Below are 17,651 nucleotides of genomic sequence, written 5' to 3'. Positions count from 1 at the left end.
CAAGAATGCGAATTCTGATCGCGTCTGACGGATCGGAGTAGGTCACGAATCGGCGCGGCGGGGTGGCTAACGATCACTCGGTTGGAGCAGACTGTCGCATCCTGTGTGTGACGCAGCTAACGGAGGACCCGTGTACGTCGAGTTCAGTTGGGAGCCGGAACCGGCGGATCGGCGGGACGCCCTGCGCGCCGTCGCGCCGGTCGTGCGGTGGGCTCCGTGGTTCGCAGCGGCGCTGGCCGCGATGTCCGCTGTGCTGCTGGTGGCGGGCAACGCGTCCTCCGGCGCGCTCGGCATGATCGCCGCGGCCGCCGTGCTGGTGATCGTGCCGTGGCAGGCGCGGCTGCTCTACCGCGACAACCTGCCCGCCAACCAGTTGGTGCTGGCCAGCGCCGACGAGTTCGCGCTGCGCATGAGCGGTCCCGCGAGCGCACCCAGCGAGCTGGCCTGGACGGCCCTGCGCGGCTGGCAGGAGACCGAGCACGGTATCGTCCTGCGCACCGGTTCCCGGCCCTACAGCCCGGTCTACTCGGTGCCGCACCGCGCCTTCGCCGCGCCCTCCGACGAGCACGGCTTCCGGGAGCTGCTGATCCGCCGCGTCGGACCTGTTGGCTGACAGCACCGCGACGGTGCTCCGGCCACCACAACTGTGGTGTCAGCACCGAAACCCGCGTGCCCCGCGTGTGCATCCGCCGCTGGGCCACGTAATGTCATCCGACGTGTCTTGTCCGAGCGCGACGCTGGTCGTCTGGACCTCAGCCTGGCTGCACGGCGCAGCCGCGGCCGACGACGTCCTGGACGCCCTGCAGGTCTGGGCCGAGTTGCACGAGGTCGTCGCTGATGACGACGGCACCGCAACCGCCCTCGACCTCCCTGGCCCCGATGAGTCCCCCGCCGCACCGGCGCTGCTGCTGGCCGCGCTGCGCAGGACACAGGCCGGTGACGGCCGCCTCGTCCTGCCGGTACCCGGCGACGTGCGAGGACTGGGTGGCAACGGCCCGCTCAACGCCTGCGCCCTGCGCGCGGGGCAGGCCGTGGTGCTGCCCGACGCCGGTGTGGGCATCGTGCCCCGGCTCGTGGCCGACCAGGTGATCCGCTGGACCGTGTTCGACCTGCCCTCGGCGACCCCGCCCGAGCACGTGCCGATCGGCGAGGCCGAGCACGGGCTGGCCGGGGCGATGCGGCAGGCCGCGACCACCCTGGTGGACCTGGACGTGGCCCGGCACCGGCCGAACGTGCGCAAGGAGATCGAGAACGCGGTCGCCGCCCAGCCGAGGCTGGCCTGGCCCACGGGCATGCCGCCCCGGTCGCTGCGCGTGCTCCAGCGGGCCACCGAGGTCGCCGCGATCCTGGAGGTCGCCGCCGGGGACGCACCCGGTGGCGCGGTCTCCGCCTCCGCCACCCGTGCCAGGGCCGAGGCGCTGCGCCCGCTGTCCGACGCCGTGCGCCGTGCCCGGTGTGCCGCCATCGACGAGGCGGTGCGTGTGCTGTCCGACCACGCCGGGAGGCACTGACCGTGCGGCCGTGGGTCTTCACCCTGCTGGGCGTGCTCGCCGTGCTGCTCGGCGGGCTGTGGACCCTGCAGGGGCTGGGGTACGTCACCGGCAGCTTCATGACCGGGTCCAAGCTGTGGCTGACCATCGGCCTGCTGCTGGCCCTGGCCGGGATCTGGTCGCTGGTCACCGGCATCCGGCGTTCCAGGGGCTGAGGGTGTGAACTCCGCTCGGGACGACATCGTCGAGACCTCCGACTACGTCTGGCAGCGGCTGAGTTCCCGGCTGGCCGGGCTCACCGAGGCGGAGTTCCACTGGCAGCCCGAGGTCACCACGTTGAAGTGGCGGCTCCGCCACATCGTCGACTTCCTCTCCATGGAGCGGAACTGGACCTGGCTCGGCCTGGAGCCCTCGGGCGTCACCATCGCCGAGCCGACCACCGCGGCCGGTGCCCTGTCCGCGCTCGATCAGGCTTACGCCGCCTGGAGTTCCGTGCTGGCCGCCAGCACCGACTCCTCGCTCCAGGAACTCATCGGCCCGCTCGGCGGTCCCTACGCCACCGCCACCCGCCGCGCGTTCGTCCTGCACATCCTGGACGAGCTGGTGCACCACGGCGCCGAAGCCGCCCTCATGCGCGACCTGTACGCGGCGCGACAGCGCGGCTAGCGAGCTGTCCCGCACCGGACTGGTCGAGTTGGCTGACCGGGGTGCGCCAGCCGGGTTGGTGGTCCCAGGTGGTGGTGTGCCCGCTGGGGTGGGTCTGTTCGGCGACCTGGTTGTCAGGGGTCAGGCGTAGCTTCGAGACACGACGACCGAGGGGGTCGTAGGTGTAGCGCCAGGAGATGTTGTCAGGGGTGGTGGTGCCGATAAGTCGATCATCACAATTCCATAGGTAGCGCCAGATCCGGGTCTGGCCGGACAAGGTCCGCACGTGCCGGGCGGCCAAGGTCGCGGCCGAAGTCCGCGAGCTGCCGCCCGAGCCGCGCAGGTGCCCAGGATTGGTGTGGATCTTGCTCGTGGGGCACGACCTCACAAACCGAGCGGTTCTCTCACGCCGGGCGCCGTCGGGCGGGCGGCTCGCAGCAGGCGGTGGCGCAGAACGTGCCGTTGGCGGTGCACCCGGCGGAGGGCAGCGCGGACAGCTTGCGCGCGGGCGCGTCGGCGACGTGTTCGCGGATCAGCTCGACGACGAGCTGGGCGAAGCGCGGGTCGGGGCCGGGGGTGGCGGCGCGGGCGAAGGCCATGCCGTGTTCCTCGGCGCGCTCACGGGCCTCGGTGTCCAGGTCCCAGACGACCTCGAGGTGGTCGCTGACGAAGCCGACCGGGCACACGAGGACCGCGCGGACCCCGTCGGCGTGCAGGGCGTCGATGTGGTCGACGATGTCGGGCTCCAGCCACGGCACCTGCGGCGGGCCGGAGCGGGACTGCCACACCACGTCGTACTCGGCGACACCGGCCGCGGCGGCGACGAGCCTGGCGGCCTCGGCGATCTGCCGTGAGTAGCGGTGCCCGCCCTCCTCGCGGGGACCGGCCGTGGCGTCGAAGGACACGGGGATGGAGTGCGCGGTGAACACGAGCCGGAACGGCACGTCCCGCGGCAGCTGCTCGCGGGCGGCGAGCACGGCGTCGGCGAAGGGCTCGACGAACAGCGGGTGGTCGAAGAACTGGCGCAGCTTCACCAGGTCCGGGGCGTTGTCGCCGACGCTGGCGCGGGCACGGGTGATGTCCTCGTCGTACTGGCGGCAGGCCGAGTAGCCACCATAGGCGCTGGTCGGGAACACCAACGCGGTCCGGACCCCGTCGGCGACCATCTTGCCCACGGTGTCCTCGACCATCGGGTGCCAGTTGCGGTTGCCGAAGTACACCGGCAGGTCGATGCCCTGCGCGGCCAGCTCGGCACGCACCGCCTCGATGATGTCCCGGTTGAGCTGGTTGATCGGCGACACACCACCGAAGTGCAGGTAGTGCTGGGCGACCTCGTCCAGTCGCTCCGGCGGCACACCTCGCCCCCGGGTGACGTTCTCCAGGAACGGACGGACGTCCGCCTCACCTTCCGGTCCGCCGAAGGACAGCAGCAACAACGCGTCGACACTCACCGCACCATCTTCACCCCACGCCGCGGGCAACGCCCGACGGGGTCGTCACTCGGGGATGATCGAGGGCTTCTTCTTGGGGCGCAGCCGCCGCACGAACGGCACGGCGATCGCGCCCGCGGCCATCACCGCGGCGATCACGAACACCCCCAGCGAGGTGTTGTTGCTCGAGGTGACCTGCGCGGCGGTGGGCACGGGCACCGGGGGCGGTGCCGTCGGCGAGGGCAGCGCCTCGTAGTTCACCAGCCCGGTGCGCTCCATCATGGTGATGTGGTCGAGCACGACCACCATGCAGCGGTTGGCGAAGTCCCTGATCATCGAGTTGCGGGTGCCCGCGCGAACCTGGGCCAGCAGCTGGTAGACCGCGCCGTGCTGGTCGCGCAGCACCCCGGCGAAGAACTTGTCGAAGGCCGTGCCGCTGGCGTTGGTCATCTCGGTGAGGAAGCCCTGCTGCTCGGGCAGCGGGGTGGTGGGGATCGGCACGTTCAGCTCGGCCGCGATCTTGGTGTCGGTGGCGTTGAGCTCGGTGTGCCCGTCGATGAGGTGGGTTCCGGCGTCGCGCACCGCCTGCGAGACGCCCTTCTTCAGCGCCATCTCCCCGGAGGGCAGCTCCCAGGCACCGGCCAGCCGCACCTTGACCAGCATCAGCCGGTCGGCGGGCCCGAGCGGGCCCCACTGGGTCTGCGTGACCTCGGTTCCCACGTCCAGCGGGTTGCCGGTGTTGGCGGTGTTGCTCACCTGAGTCGTGCCACTGGCACACCCGGCCAGGGGCGCGGACAGCACGCCCAGACCCACCACCAGCATCGCGGCCCTTCTCCGCATCGCCGCTGTGATCACCGGTCACCCACCTCTCGTCCAACGCAAACGCTGTCCTGGACTACGGGTGGGCACCGGTGATCCGCTCAGCCCCGAGTGGCCGCGTTATCCAATCGTTACCTGACTACTTCGGTGAAGGCCGCGGCCAGCACGTCCAGGCCCTCGGTGAGCACCGCGTGCGGGATCACCAGCGGCGGCAGCAGGCGCAGCACGTTGCCGTAGGTGCCCGCGGTGAGCACGACGACTCCCCTGGCGTGGCAGGCCTTCGCGATGCGGGCGGTCAGGTCGGCGTCCGGCTCGGTGGTGCCGGGCCGGACCAGTTCCGCGGCGATCATCGCGCCGCGGCCCCGCACCTCGCCGATCACCGGGAACCGCCCGGCCAGGTCGCGCAGCCGGGCCAGCGCGATCCGCTCGATCTCGGCGGCCTTGGCGCACAGGTCCTGTTCGCGCATCACCTCGATCGTGGCCAGCGCGGCGGCGCACGCGATCGGGTTGCCGCCGTAGGTGCCGCCCAGCCCGCCGCCGTGCACCGCGTCCATGATCTCGGCGCGGCCGGTGACGGCGGCCAGCGGCAGACCGCCCGCGATGCCCTTGGCGGTGGTGATCAGATCGGGCACCACGCCCTCGTGGCCGCAGGCGAACCAGGTGCCGGTGCGGCAGAAGCCGGTCTGGATCTCGTCGGCCACCAGCAGCACCCCGCGCTCGGCGCACCAGCGGGCGATCTCCGGCAGGAAACCGGGCGCGGGCACCACGAAGCCGCCCTCACCCTGGATCGGCTCGATCAGCACGCAGGCCAGGTTGTCCGCGCCGACCTGCTTGTCGATCATGTCGATGGCGCGCGCGGCGGCCTGCTGCCCGGTCAGGCCCTGCGGGTCCCGCAGCGGGTAGGACATCGGCACCCGGTAGACCTCCGGCGCGAACGGCCCGAACCGGTGCTTGTACGGCATGTTCTTGGCGGTCAACGCCATCGTGAGGTTGGTGCGCCCGTGATAGGCGTGGTCGAACACCACGACCGCCTGCCGCCCGGTGGCGTGCCGGGCGATCTTCACCGCGTTCTCCACCGCCTCGGCGCCGGAGTTGAACAGGGCGGAGCGCTTGGCGTGCGTGCCCGGGGTCAGCTCGGCCAGTTCCTCGCACACCCGCACGTAGCCCTCGTAGGGCGTGACCATGAAGCAGGTGTGCGTGAAGCGGGATGCCTGCTCCTGCACGGCGGAGACCACGGCGGGCGCGGCGGCGCCCACGCTGGTGACCGCGATTCCCGAGCCGAGGTCGATCAGGGTGTTGCCGTCCACGTCGTGCAGCAGGCCGGGACTGGCCGACTCCACGAACACGGGCAGCACGCTGCCCACGCCCTTGGCCACGGTATCGAGCCTGCGGCGCTGGGCGTCCAGCGAACGCGGTCCGGGGATCTCGGTGACGAGTCGGCGGGCGGTGGGCGCGGTGGGCGTTGCCACTACTGGTCCTTTCCTGGGGAGGTGGCGGTGAAAGCGGGCACTCGGGAACTCGTGCGGTGGCGCCACAGGCCGACGGCCACCACCACGGCGGCCACGACCAGGCTGAGGGCCATCTGCGGCCGGGCGTCGGCGTCGAAGAGCATGCCGACCAGCAGCGCCACCATCGCCAGAATGGCGATCCAGGTCAGGTAGGGGAAACCCCACATCTTCAGGGTCAACCGCTCGGGGGCCTCACGTTCCAGGCGGCGGCGCATCCGCAGCTGGGAGACGGCGATCGCCAGCCAGACGAACACCGCGATCGCACCGGAAGCGTTGGTGAGGAACAGGAACACCGTGTCCGGCGAGACGTAGTTGAAGAACACGGCGATGAAACCGACCACAGTGGACACCAGCACGGCCGCGACCGGCACACCGGAACGGGAGATGCGACCGAGCAGCGCGGGCGCGTCCCTGCGACCGGCCAGCGAGAACGCCATGCGCGAGGAGGTGTAGAGCCCGGAGTTCAGGCAGGACAGCACCGAGGTCAGCACGATCACGTCCATCACCGCGCCCGCACCGGGCAGGCCGATGCGCTCCAGCACCGCCACGTACGGGCTCTTGGCGATGCCCGCGTCGTCCCAGGGCAGCAGGGTCAGCACGATCGCGATGGAACCCAGGTAGAACACCAGGATCCGCCACACCACCGAGCGCACGGCCGAGCGGACCGCGTGCACCGGGTCGGCCGACTCGCCCGCGGCGACGGTGGCGATCTCCGCGCCGAAGAAGGAGAACACCACGACGAACATCGCGGCCACCACGGGCGGGAAGCCGTTGGGCAGGAAGCCGCCGTGCCCGGTGAGGTTGTGCAGGCCAGGTGAGGCGAAGCCCGGAACCAGTCCGAGCAGCGCGGCCACACCGACGAGCAGGAACACGGTGATCGCGGCGACCTTGATCGCGGCGAACCAGAACTCGAACTCACCATAGGAGCGGACCGAGAACAGGTTGGTGGCGGTCAGCAGGGCCATCAGCACCAGGGCCCAGGTCCACTGTGGCACGCCGGGCACCCAGCGGTGCACGATCGCCGCACCGGCCGAGGCCTCCACCGCGAGCACGATCACCCAGAAGAACCAGTACAGCCAGCCGATGGCGAAGCCCGCCCACGGGCCGATCGCGCGGTCGGCGTAGGCGGAGAACGAGCCGGTCTCCGGGGTGGCCGCCGACATCTCGCCGAGCATGCGCATCACCAGCACGACGAGCACGCCCGCGACCGCGTAGGAGATCAGCACGCCGGGACCGGCCTGCTTGATCGCCGCCCCGCTGCCGACGAACAACCCGGCCCCGATCACGCCCGCGATGGCGATCATGCTCAGGTGCCGTTTGGCCAGCGTGGCGGCGAGCTTGGGCGGTGGTGCGCTCATCAACCAGTCCTCCTGTCGGGTGCAGCCAGCGTGGTCGGCGTCACTGCCACCGGCCAAGTAGCCTGTTTGGACAAGTTGTCCTCCAGTCTTGGCCGGATTGTCCAGAGGTGCCGGGTGACCACCACGCTTGCCGCCCTGCTGCGGCGCCCCGAGCTGGGGCTCGTGGTGCGGGCCGGTGCGCGTGGGCTGGACCGGCCGGTGCACTGGGTGCACACCAGCGAGCTGATCGACCCGGTGGACTTCCTGGAGGGCGGCGAACTGCTGCTGACCACCGGGATCGGCGCGGGCAGGACCAGGTCCGCGCAGGTGGAGTACGTGCGGCGGCTACACGCGGCTGGGGTCGCGGGTCTCGGCGTGGGCACCGGGCTGACCTGGTCGCGGGTGCCCGCCGCGCTGGCCACCGAGGCGGAGGACCTGGGCCTGCCGGTGCTCGAGGTGCCCCGCGAGGTGCCGTTCATCGCGATCAGCAAGGCCGTGGCCGCGGCAGTGGCCGCCGAGCAGTACGCCGAGGTAACCCGTGCATACCAAGCACAGCGTGCGCTGACCTCGGCCGCGGTGCGTACCGATGGCGCGAACGCGGTCGTGCGTCAGCTCGCGAGGCGGCTGTCGGCCTGGGTGCTGTTGCTGGACCACCGAGGTGCCGTCCGCACCGGACGTGCCGAGCACGCCGAGGCCCTGCGCCCCGAACTGGCCAGACTACGTGCGGCGGCACCACCGTCCAGTTCGACCTTTTCCTTGGGCGGCAACGAGATCACCGTGCAGGCTTTGGGCGCGGGCCGCCGGGTGCGAGGCTTCCTCGCCGTCGGCAGGCAGCACCGCCTGTCGCCGACCGAGCAGCACGTGCTCACCACCGCGGCCGCCCTGTTGACCGTCGGCTTCGAACGGTCCAACGCCCTGGACGCCGCGCAGCGCACGCTGCGCACCGGCCTGCTCCGGCTCGCGCTCGGCGGGCAGCACGAGCTCGCGCTGTCCGTGGCGGGCGAGTTGTGGGGGGATCCGCCCGCGGCGCCGCTGCACGTGGCGGTGCTCGGCGGCACGGGCCGTGGCGCGGCGATCGACCTGCTCGAAGATCGGGGCGACGCCCTGTTCCACGCCGACCTGGACGGGGAGCTGGTCCTGCTGCTCGCCGAGGTCACGCCCCTGGCCGAGCTGCGTGAGGTGCACGTCGGTGTGTCGGAACCGACCGACTACGCGGATCTGGGCCGTGCCCACGAGCAGGCTCGTCGCGCGCTGGGCGCGGCACGGCGATCCGGCGCCGCGCTGGTGCACTTCGCCGAGTTGGCCGCGGGCGGGGTGCTGCACCTGGTGGACGAGTCCGCGGCGCGAGCCTTCGCGGAGTCACTGCTCGCGCCGCTGCTGGCGCACGACGCCACCGGCCGGGGTGAGCTGGTGACCTCGCTGCGCGCCTGGCTTGGGCAGCACGGGCAGTGGGACCCCGCGGCGGCCCGGTTGGGCGTGCACCGACACACGCTGCGGCACCGGATCGGGCGGGTGGAGCAGCTGCTCGGGCGCAGCCTGGACTCCGCAGACCTGCGTGCCGAGCTCTGGCTCGCCCTCCGCGCCCTGCCCTGAGGCCGATCCAAACGCGAGTCCCGTCCTGAGTAGCGCGAGTCCCGCCCAGCCGCGCACGAATCCCGGTCACAGGCGCGCGAGTCCCGTGCTGAGCCGCACGCCCCAAACCGGAGAGCGGGACTCACGCGCCACAGAGCGGGACTCGCGCGCCGCAGAACGGGACTCGCCGGGGGCGGGTCAGTGCCCGGCCATGTGTAGCGCCAGCTGGGTGCGGTCGCGCAGGCCTAGTTTGCGCAGGGTGCTGGACACGTGGTTCTTCACCGTGCCCTCGGTGATGAACAACCGTGCCGCGATCTCGCGGTTGGACGAGCCCCCGGCGACCAGCCTGGCCACCTCGGCCTCACGGGTGGACAGCACGGTGTGCGACACCGGCCCGGGTCCCTTGAGCTGGGCCACGACCCGGGCGGCGACCTGGCCGTCCAGCACGGTTTCCCCGGCTGCGGCCTTGGCGATCGCGGCGACCAGTTCCTCCGGGGAGGCGTCCTTGAGCAGGAAGCCGCGCGCCCCGGCACGCAGCGCGCCGAACACGTACTCGTCCTCGTCGAAGGTGGTGAGCACGATCGCGGCGACCTCGGGGTGGTCCCTGCTCAGCCGGGTGATCAGCTCCACCCCGTCCATCCTGGGCATCCGGGCGTCGACCAGCGCCACCTGCGGCCGGTGCCGGGCCACCTCGGCCAGGGCCTGCACCCCGTCGGCGGCCTCGGCGACGACCTCGACCCCGTCCTCGATCTCCAACAGCTTGCGCAGCCCGCTGCGCATCAGCACCTGGTCGTCCACCAGCAGCACGCGCACCGCGGTCATGCCCGGGCCACCGGCAGCTCGACCCGCAGCAGGAAGCCGCCCCGATCGGCGTTGTGCGCCACCAGGCCGCCGCCGAGGGACTCGGCGCGCTCGGCCAGCGAGGACAGGCCGAACCCGCGCTCGCAGTCCCCGGGGCCCGTGCCGCCACCGTCGTCGCTCACGGCCAGGCTCACCCGGTCCTCGGTGAAGTGCAGCACGGCCTCGGCCCGGCTCGCACCGGCATGGCGCAGCACGTTGGTCAGTCCTTCCTGCAACACCCGGTACAGCACCAGCTCAGTGTCGCCCAGTAGCGGCAGTTCGCGTCCCCGCACGGAGAATTCGACCCGGACCCCGGTGCCGTCGAAGGAGCGGGCCAGTTCGGCGAGCGCGGCGCTGCCCGAGGCGCCCTCCAGCCCCAGCGGGCGCATCGCGCGCACCCAGCGCCGGGTGTCGGCCAGCGCGAAGCCGGTCAGCTCCTTGGCCTGGCGCACCTCATCCCACGCCTGCTCGGGGCGCAGGGTGCGGAAGCGCTCCGCGTTGGTCAGCCCGACCTTGATCACGGTCAGGTAGTGCCCGATCGAGTCGTGCATCTCGCGGGACATCCTGGCCCGTTCCTCGGCGACGGCCAGGTCCCGCATCTGCTCGGCGTGCGCGCGCAGCTCGGCATGTGCCGCGGCGAGCTCCCCGAGCAGTCGCTGGCTCTCCTCGCGCCGGGCCCGCGCCTCGGTGACGGCGTGCACCAGGCCCACCACGAACACCGCCAGCGCGGGCACGACCAGCGCCTGGACCAGTGCGAAGACCAGGCTGTGCCCCGGGTAGACCAGCGAGCCGCCGAAGGAGACCAGCATGAGCGCCGTGCACAACGCCACGGCACCGCGCACCCCGAACAGGAACGTGCAGTTGGCCAGCGCCAGCAGCAACCACACCACGATCGTGTTGTAGGAGGTGACGAAGTTGAGCAGCAGCGCAACGGCGACGAACAGCGGGTGCATCGCCTTGCGCCACAGCGGGGCGGTCGGTTCCCACGGCAGCACCAACCACAGCGCCACGAGCGCGCACGAGCAGGCGAGCACGGGCCACAGGCCGTAGGGCTGCTCCAGGTTGAGGTAGTTCGCCGACACCGCAACGGGAAGCACCAGCACGGTGATCCAGAAGACCAGGCCGCAGAACAACGGCCGGGCAGGATCGATGGCCCGGTCGGCGAGCCACCGGACCCGACCGGGCCATGGAGACTCCGCTGGCGCTGGAGAGGTGGAGTCCACGCGACAGACAGTAACGGCCGGGCGCGCGGTGGGCATCGAGCCCGGGACACATGACTTTGGTCATGGCCGGGGCGGGCACACTGGTGCGCTGCGCCCGCCCCGGCCGGACGCGACTACATGCCGACGGCGTGCAGACCGCCGTCGACCCACACCATCGAGCCGGTGGTGGCCGGGAGCCAGTCCGACAGCAGGACGCACACGGACTTGGCCACCGGCTCGGGGTCGGTCGGGTCCCAGCCCAGCGGGGCGCGCTCGGCCCACATCTTGTCCAGGTCGGTGAACCCGGGGATGGACTTGGCGGCCATCGTGCGCACCGGGCCCGCCGCGACCAGGTTCACCCGGACCTTGCGCGGGCCCAGGTCGCGGGCCAGGTAGCGGGTCACCGACTCCAGCGCGGCCTTGGACACGCCCATCCAGTTGTAGGCGGGCCACGCGACGCGCGCGTCGAAGTCCATGCCCACCACGGAGCCGCCCTCGCTCATCAGCGGCAGCAGCGCGACGGCCAGCGACTTCAGCGAGTACGCCGAGACCTGCACCGCGGTGGCCACGTCCTCCCAGGGCGCGTCCAGGAAGTCCGCGCCCAGCGTGGAGGGCGGGCCGTAGGCGATGGAGTGCAGGACCCCGTCCACCCCGTCGAGGTGCTCGCGCACCTTGCCGGGCAGGGCCTCCAGGTGTTCCGGGTTGGTGACGTCCAGCTCGATCACCGGGGCCGGGTTGGGCAGCCGCTTGGCGATGCGCTCGACCAGGCTCATCCGGCCGAAGCCGGTCAGCACGACCTGGGCCCCCTGCTCCTGCGCCACCTTGGCGACGTGGAAGCCGAGCGAGGCATCAGTGATCACCCCCGTGATCACCAGCCGCTTTCCCTGGAGCAGTCCGCTCACATCCGGTCCTTTCGTACGTGTGGTGGAGGTCAGTGGCCCATGCCGAGGCCGCCGTCGACCGGCAGCACCGCGCCGGTGACGTAGCCCGCGGCGTCGGAGGCCAGGTAGGTGACCGCGGCGGCGACCTCGTCGGGCTCGGCGTAGCGCCCGGCCGGGATCGTGCCGAGGATCTGCTGCTTGCGCTCCTCGGGCAGCGCGTCGGTCATGTCGGTGCGCACGAAGCCGGGCGCGACCACGTTGGCGGTGATGTTGCGGGTGCCCAGCTCACGGCTGATCGAGCGGGCCATGCCGACCAGCCCGGCCTTGCTGGCCGCGTAGTTGACCTGACCGGGTGAACCGAGCAGGCCCACCACCGAGGAGATGTAGATGATCCGGCCCCAGCGGGCGCGCAGCATGGCGCGGGAGGCGCGCTTGGTGACCCGGTAGGCCCCGGTCAGGTTGGCGTCGAGCACCCGGGTGAACTGGTCCTCGGACATGCGCATGAGCAGCGTGTCGTCGGTGATGCCCGCGTTGGCCACGAGCACCTCGACCGCGCCCTGGTGCGCCTCGACCTCGGCGAAGGCCGTGTCGATCTGCTCGGCGTCGGTGACGTCGCACTTCACCCCGAACAGGCCCTCCGGAGCACCGGAGCCCCGGTGGGTGATCGCGACCTTGTCGCCCTGGGCCGCGAAGGCCCTGGCGATGGCCAGTCCGATGCCGCGGTTGCCGCCGGTGACCAGTACCGACCGTGCCACAGATGCTCCTCGACTCGCTGGGGGGTGTCTGCAGGGCAGGCTATCTGCACGGGCCTGCGGCCGACGCATCGGCGTGGCCAGAGAAGACGCGCGGATTTGGTAGGGATTGCACATGGCGACCGGGTTGATCTCGCGGCTACGTGCCGAGGTGGACGGGGACGTGCTGGCCGATGCCACCGCACGGGCGGTGTACGCCGCCGACGCCTCCAACTACCGGCACGTCCCGCAGGTGGTGGTGTGCCCGCGCACCCCGCAGGCCGTGCTGGCCGCGGTGGGTGTGGCGGCCGAGTTGGGCGTGCCGATCACCAACCGGGGTGCGGGCACCAGCATCGCGGGCAACTCCTGCGGCACGGGGCTCGTACTCGACTTCTCTCGACACTTGAACCAAGTGCTGAATGTTGATCCGGAGCGGCGCCTGGCCACCGTGCGGCCAGGTGTGGTGCTGGACACGCTCAACGCCGAAGCCGGTCGGCACGGGCTGACCTTCGGCCCCGACCCGTCCACGCACAGCCGCTGCACGCTCGGCGGCATGATCGGCAACAACGCGTGCGGGGCGCACTCGGTGGCCTTCGGCAGGACCGTGGACAACGTCGAGTCCCTGGACGTGCTGCTGCCGGACGGCACCCGGTTCACCGCGGGCACCGACGAGTCCCCCGTGCACGGGGCGCTGCGCGAGGTGATGAGCACCTCGGCGGAGGCGGTGCGGGCCGGGTTCCCGCGGCTCACCCGCCGGGTCTCCGGCTACAACCTGGACCAGCTGCTGCCCGAGAACGGCTTCCACCTTGGCCGTGCGCTGGTCGGCAGCGAGGGCACCTGCGTGACGTTGCTCGGCGCGACCCTGCGGCTGGTCGAACTGCCCCGCGAGCGCACCCTGGTCGTGCTGGGCTTCCCCGACGCCTACGCCGCCGCCGACCAGGTCGTGGCGCTGCTGTCCCTGGACGCGCTGGCCATCGAGGGCATCAACGGCGAACTGGTCGACGTGGTGCGTATGCGCAAACCGCACACCCCGGGCCTGGCCGCGCTGCCCGCGGGCCAGAGCTGGCTGTTCGTGGAGACCGCCAGCGCCGAGGCGGCACACCGCGTGGTGGCGGCGATGCCGGGTGCCACCGGCTCGGTGATCGTGTCCGATCCCGCTCGGGCCCGGGCCCTGTGGCGCATCCGCGAGGACGGCGCCGGGCTGGTCACCCGCACCGCCGACGGGGCCGAGGCGTGGTCGGGCTGGGAGGACGCGGCGGTGCCGCCCGAGCGGCTGGGCGCCTACCTGCGCGAGTTCGACGCCCTGCTGGGCAGGCACGGCAGGCGCGGCCCCACCTACGGGCACTACGGGGACGGCTGCCTGCACGTGCGCATCGACTTCGACCTGCGCGGACCGGGCTTTCGCCAGTTCATGGAAGAAGCCGCCGACCTGGTGGTCTCGCACGGCGGCTCGCTGTCGGGCGAGCACGGTGACGGGCAGGCCAGGTCGGAGCTGCTGCCGAGGATGTACCCGCCGGAGGTGATGGCGGCCTTCGCCCGGTTCAAGTCGGTGTTCGACCCGCGCGGGCTGATGAACCCGGGCCGCATCGTGGACCCGCTGCCGCTGGACGCCGACCTGCGCGTGGTCATCGCCCCGGCCAAGCTGCCGACCAGGACCTCGCTCGCACTGCACGCCGACGGCGGCGACCTGGCCGCCGCCACGCGGCGCTGCGTGGGCGTTGGCAAGTGCCTGGCCGCCGGCGGCGGGGTGATGTGCCCGAGCTACCGCGTGACGCGGCAGGAGCAGCACTCCACCCGTGGCCGTGCCCGGTTGTTGTTCGAGATGCTCGCGGGCGAGGTCGTGCCCGGCGGGTGGCGCTCGCGCGAGGTCCGTGACGCGCTGGACCTGTGCCTGTCCTGCAAGGGCTGCAAGCGGGACTGCCCGGTGGACGTGGACATGGCCGCGTACAAGGCGGAGTTCCTGCACCGGCACTACCGGGGCAGGCCGCGGCCCGCATCCCACTACTCCATGGGCTGGCTCCCGCTCTGGCTCGCGATCACGCCCGCGCGGCTGATCAACGCCGTCCGCGGCTCCGCACTGGTCAAGCGCCTCGGCGGCATCGCACCCGAACGCACCGTGCCCGCCGTCGCCCCGCGCAGCTTCCAGGCCCAAGTCGTGAACAAAGCCGTGTCCCAAGGGGTTGTGCTGTTCCCCGACACCTTCACCAACCGCTTCTCCCCCGAGGTCGGCGCCGACGCGCTCGCCGTGCTGGAACACCTCGGCTTCGCCGTCACCGTGCCCCGCCAGCGAGTGTGCTGCGGGCTGACCTGGATGTCCACCGGGCAGCTCGGCACGGCTCGCCGGGTGCTGCGCCGCACCGCCCGCCTGCTGGACGGCACCGATCCCGTGGTGGGTCTGGAACCCAGTTGCACGGCGTTCCTCCGCAACGACGCGCTGGAGCTGTTGCCCGAGGACCCCGCCGTGCGCCGCCTCGCCCGGCGGACCCGCACGCTCGCCGAGCAGCTCGCGCCCACTGTGGACGATTGGCCCGCACCCTCGTTGCCCCGCAAGGCTTTGATGCAGCCACATTGCCATCAGTACGCCGAACTCGGCGTGGACGCCGACCGCACGGTGCTGGCCGCCGCCGGGGTCGACGCCCAGGTGCTCGACGCCGGGTGCTGCGGGCTCGCGGGCAACTTCGGCTTCGAGCGCGGCCACTACGAGGTGTCCGTCGGCGCCGCCGAACTCGCCCTCGCCCCCGCCGTGCGCGCCGCCGCCCCCGACACCGCGATCCTCGCCGACGGCTTCAGCTGCCGCACCCAGCTCGCCCACACCACCGACCGCCCCGGCACCCACCTCGCCACCCTGCTCGCCGAGGCGTTCGACCTGCGCCGCTGAGCGGGTGGCGTGAGCGGCTCACGCCACCGCCCGAACGTCATGAAGGTGCCCTTTGAGACGTTGAACGTCCTGAACGGCACCTTCATGACAGGAACGACCTACGCTCCGCAAGATTTGATCGTCACTGAAGCCATAGCGGCCCACAACATCATGAAGGTGCCCTTCACGACACTGGGCGTCCCAAGGGGCCCCTTCATGGCGGTGGGGCGAGCGAGCCTCCGTGCCACCTTCACGGCGCGAGGAGCCGGGGCACCCGAGGCTTGACACCCGCGTATCGTTGACTCAGTCAATGGATCTGTTGAGGTGGTCAACGATGGGTGATCGGGTCAGCGAGGTGCGGGCCTTCAACCGCTTCTACACCGGCGTGGTCGGCGCCCTGGGCGAGGTGCACCTGGACACGCCCTACTCGCTGACCGAGTCACGGCTGATCTTCGAACTGGCGCAGCGGGAGTCGGTGCCGGTGCCGGAACTGCGGCGCGGGCTGGACCTGGACGCGGGCTACCTGAGCAGGCTGCTGGCCAGGTTCGAGGCGGACGGGCTGGTGGCCCGGCAGCGCGACGAGCAGGACGCGCGGCGGCAGGTGGTGCGGCTGCTGGGGCCGGGGCACGAGGCGCACGACCTGTTGGAGGAGCGCACGGTGGACCGGGTCGGCGCGCTGCTGGCGGACCTGTCGGAGGAGGAGCAGCGCGAACTGCTGGGCGCGATGGCCAGGATCCAGCGGCTGCTGGGCGGAGGCCACCGGGCAGCGGGCTACGTGCTGCGGGCGCCGAGGCCGGGGGACCTGGGCTGGGTGGTGCACCGGCACGGGGTGCGCTACGCGGAGGAGTACGGCTGGGACGAGCGGTTCGAGGCGATGGTCGCGCGGATCGCGGCGGACTACCTCACCGGGTTCGACCCGCGCAGGGACGCCGGGTGGATCGCGGAGGTGGACGGGCAGCGCGCGGGCTGCGTGTTCTGCGTGCACAAGGACGACATGACGGCGCAGCTGCGCATGTTGCTGGTGGAACCGGCGGCGCGGGGCATGGGGCTGGGGTCGCGCCTGGTCGAGGAGTGCGTCAGGTTCGCGAGGACGGCCGGGTACCGGGACATGGTGCTGTACACGGACAACTCGCTGTCGACGGCGCGGCACATCTACCAGCGCGCGGGTTTCACGCTGGTGGACGAGTACGAGCACGCGGACTACGGCAGCGGCCAGGTGGCTCAGAACTGGGCGATGACCTTGTGATCGGCCGCGTCGGGTTCGAGGAACCGTGACAGGCCAAGGGCTTCGCGCTCGACCTCGGCGGGTACCTTGGCGGTGAACGGGGTGAGGATGACGGTGGAGACCGGCCCCTCGCGCACGGCGGTCCAGGTGCCAGCGACGAGCCCGTCGACGAGGTAGCTGGCGAGGAACTGGCCGTTGACCTTGACGATCACGCGGCTGGCGTGCTCGGCGGGCAGGATGCGCGAGCGGTCCCTGTAGGACAGGATCGCGGCGTCCCACTTGGGCAGGAACCGAACGGGCACAACGATGTCCTCGGCCGGACGCGGGGCGCGGGGCAGGTCGAGCAGCTCGCGGCCGTCGGGATCGGTCAGCCGCACCAGGTCCGTGCCCAGCGCGGGGTCGAGTTGCTTGTAGCGCAGGTAGGTGAAGGCGGCGAGGTCCTCGCGGCTGGCCGGGCCGAACGCGGCGAGGTAGCGGCGCACCAGCAGGGCGGTGGCCGCGGGCTCGGGCGGCAGGGTGTGCTCGGGCCAGGCCACCAGGGAGAACTTGCCGTGCTGGCGCCAAGCTCCGGACGGGTACACGTGCCGCATCGGCACCAGTGCCCGCGCGCAGTTGAGCAGGTCGTTGGCGGCGATGACGTCCCCGCACAGCTCCCCCACCCGCTCGCGGATCTCGTCGGTGCTGCGGGGCACGGCGGTGAACTCGACCAGCGCGCGGTGCACCGCCTGCTCGTCCCACACGGCGTTGCGGTACTTGCCACGGAACTCGGCCCGAGCCTGCTGGTGGTAGGCCACGGCGAAGGACGGGTAGTCCGCGGCGGACACCAGGTGCAGGGTGCCGCGCATCAGCGTGGACTTGACCACGCTGCCCCGGCGCAGCGCACCCTCCAACTGTGCGGGCGAGAAGCCCGCGAGTCGTGAGAACAGTGCCACGTAAGGGGATGGCGAGTACTGGGCCTGTAGGGCGGCCAGCCTGCGCACCGCCGTGGCCACCGGCACCGACTGCCGCTCCAGCAGCATCTGCCTGGCCAGGGAGGCGACCGCCAACTCGCGGTGCGACACGCGCTTCACCGCCGCATCCTAGACCGGCCAGTACAGTGACGGCGTGTCCCGAC

16 protein-coding genes are annotated in these 17,651 nt (G+C 71.8%); 7 read left to right on the top strand and 9 right to left on the bottom strand.

The genetic code is table 11. The features are described 5' to 3' along the window. The first annotated feature begins 130 nt into the window (after nucleotides 1-130). From KALB_RS14890 to KALB_RS14875, 4 genes are all read left to right on the top strand, one after another. Nucleotides 131-613, top strand: a complete 483-nt coding sequence (locus tag KALB_RS14890) for a YcxB family protein (RefSeq protein ID WP_025356510.1) — start codon at nucleotides 131-133, stop codon at nucleotides 611-613. Between the two features lie 103 nt (nucleotides 614-716). After that, on the top strand, nucleotides 717-1,511 hold the full coding sequence (locus tag KALB_RS14885) for an Rv1486c family protein (protein WP_025356509.1): 795 nt from the start codon (nucleotides 717-719) through the stop codon (nucleotides 1,509-1,511). Between the two features lie 2 nt (nucleotides 1,512-1,513). Next, a complete protein-coding gene (locus KALB_RS14880) occupies nucleotides 1,514-1,705 on the top strand; it encodes a hypothetical protein (RefSeq protein ID WP_025356508.1) in 192 nt (63 codons plus the stop codon). A 4-nt stretch (nucleotides 1,706-1,709) separates the two neighbouring features. After that, nucleotides 1,710-2,156 (top strand): DinB family protein, encoded by a 447-nt coding sequence (locus KALB_RS14875; protein ID WP_025356507.1) that lies wholly within the window; start codon nucleotides 1,710-1,712, stop codon nucleotides 2,154-2,156. Nucleotides 2,157-2,539: 383 nt separating this feature from the next. Here KALB_RS14875 and KALB_RS14870 read toward each other — a convergent pair whose 3' ends face one another. From KALB_RS14870 to KALB_RS14855, 4 genes are all read right to left on the bottom strand, one after another. Further along, nucleotides 2,540-3,586 carry a ferrochelatase gene (locus tag KALB_RS14870; RefSeq protein ID WP_025356506.1) on the bottom strand — a complete coding sequence of 349 codons (1,047 nt, stop codon included), beginning with the start codon at nucleotides 3,584-3,586 and terminating at the stop codon, nucleotides 2,540-2,542. A 45-nt stretch (nucleotides 3,587-3,631) separates the two neighbouring features. Next, nucleotides 3,632-4,420 (bottom strand): DUF4142 domain-containing protein, encoded by a 789-nt coding sequence (locus tag KALB_RS14865; protein WP_081789339.1) that lies wholly within the window; start codon nucleotides 4,418-4,420, stop codon nucleotides 3,632-3,634. 95 nt (nucleotides 4,421-4,515) lie between these two features. Continuing rightward, nucleotides 4,516-5,853 (bottom strand): 4-aminobutyrate--2-oxoglutarate transaminase, encoded by a 1,338-nt coding sequence (gene gabT, locus KALB_RS14860; protein ID WP_025356504.1) that lies wholly within the window; start codon nucleotides 5,851-5,853, stop codon nucleotides 4,516-4,518. Further along, on the bottom strand, nucleotides 5,853-7,250 hold the full coding sequence (locus KALB_RS14855; protein ID WP_030108554.1) for an amino acid permease: 1,398 nt from the start codon (nucleotides 7,248-7,250) through the stop codon (nucleotides 5,853-5,855). Before KALB_RS14855 ends, gabT begins: the two co-directional genes overlap by 1 nt. Nucleotides 7,251-7,364: 114 nt before the next feature. Between KALB_RS14855 and KALB_RS14850 the strand changes: the two genes are divergently transcribed. Then, entirely contained in the window at nucleotides 7,365-8,822 is a 1,458-nt protein-coding gene (locus KALB_RS14850) for a PucR family transcriptional regulator (RefSeq protein WP_025356502.1), read from the top strand. Nucleotides 8,823-8,999: 177 nt separating this feature from the next. Here KALB_RS14850 and KALB_RS14845 read toward each other — a convergent pair whose 3' ends face one another. From KALB_RS14845 to fabG, 4 genes are all read right to left on the bottom strand, one after another. Then, the gene (locus tag KALB_RS14845; RefSeq protein WP_025356501.1) at nucleotides 9,000-9,623 is read right to left on the bottom strand and encodes a response regulator; all 624 of its coding nucleotides are present in this window, start codon (nucleotides 9,621-9,623) and stop codon (nucleotides 9,000-9,002) included. Beyond that, complete coding sequence (locus tag KALB_RS14840; RefSeq protein WP_042220357.1) at nucleotides 9,620-10,864, bottom strand: sensor histidine kinase; 1,245 nt, start codon at nucleotides 10,862-10,864, stop codon at nucleotides 9,620-9,622. The genes KALB_RS14845 and KALB_RS14840 overlap by 4 nt, the downstream gene beginning before the upstream one ends. A 113-nt stretch (nucleotides 10,865-10,977) precedes the next feature. Beyond that, nucleotides 10,978-11,745, bottom strand: a complete 768-nt coding sequence (gene fabI, locus KALB_RS14835; RefSeq protein WP_025356499.1) for an enoyl-ACP reductase FabI — start codon at nucleotides 11,743-11,745, stop codon at nucleotides 10,978-10,980. 29 nt (nucleotides 11,746-11,774) lie between these two features. Further along, a complete protein-coding gene (gene fabG, locus KALB_RS14830) occupies nucleotides 11,775-12,479 on the bottom strand; it encodes a 3-oxoacyl-[acyl-carrier-protein] reductase (RefSeq protein ID WP_025356498.1) in 705 nt (234 codons plus the stop codon). A 112-nt stretch (nucleotides 12,480-12,591) separates the two neighbouring features. Here fabG and KALB_RS14825 point away from each other — a divergent pair, with 112 nt between their 5' ends. Both KALB_RS14825 and KALB_RS14815 read left to right on the top strand, forming a co-directional pair. Beyond that, the gene (locus tag KALB_RS14825) at nucleotides 12,592-15,333 is read left to right on the top strand and encodes an FAD-binding and (Fe-S)-binding domain-containing protein (protein WP_025356497.1); all 2,742 of its coding nucleotides are present in this window, start codon (nucleotides 12,592-12,594) and stop codon (nucleotides 15,331-15,333) included. 313 nt (nucleotides 15,334-15,646) lie between these two features. Beyond that, a complete protein-coding gene (locus tag KALB_RS14815) occupies nucleotides 15,647-16,558 on the top strand; it encodes a bifunctional helix-turn-helix transcriptional regulator/GNAT family N-acetyltransferase (protein ID WP_025356495.1) in 912 nt (303 codons plus the stop codon). Here the strand turns inward: KALB_RS14815 and KALB_RS14810 are convergent. Continuing rightward, nucleotides 16,534-17,607 (bottom strand): winged helix DNA-binding domain-containing protein, encoded by a 1,074-nt coding sequence (locus KALB_RS14810; protein ID WP_025356494.1) that lies wholly within the window; start codon nucleotides 17,605-17,607, stop codon nucleotides 16,534-16,536. The genes KALB_RS14815 and KALB_RS14810 overlap by 25 nt on opposite strands. Between the last annotated feature and the right edge of the window lie 44 nt (nucleotides 17,608-17,651).

It is taken from the genome of Kutzneria viridogrisea DSM 43870 (genome assembly GCF_000525635.1).
Taxonomy (GTDB): Bacteria; Actinomycetota; Actinomycetes; order Mycobacteriales; family Pseudonocardiaceae; genus Kutzneria; species Kutzneria viridogrisea.
Note: the sequence above shows the minus strand (reverse complement) of the source record. Positions and strands in the feature narration are given on the sequence as shown.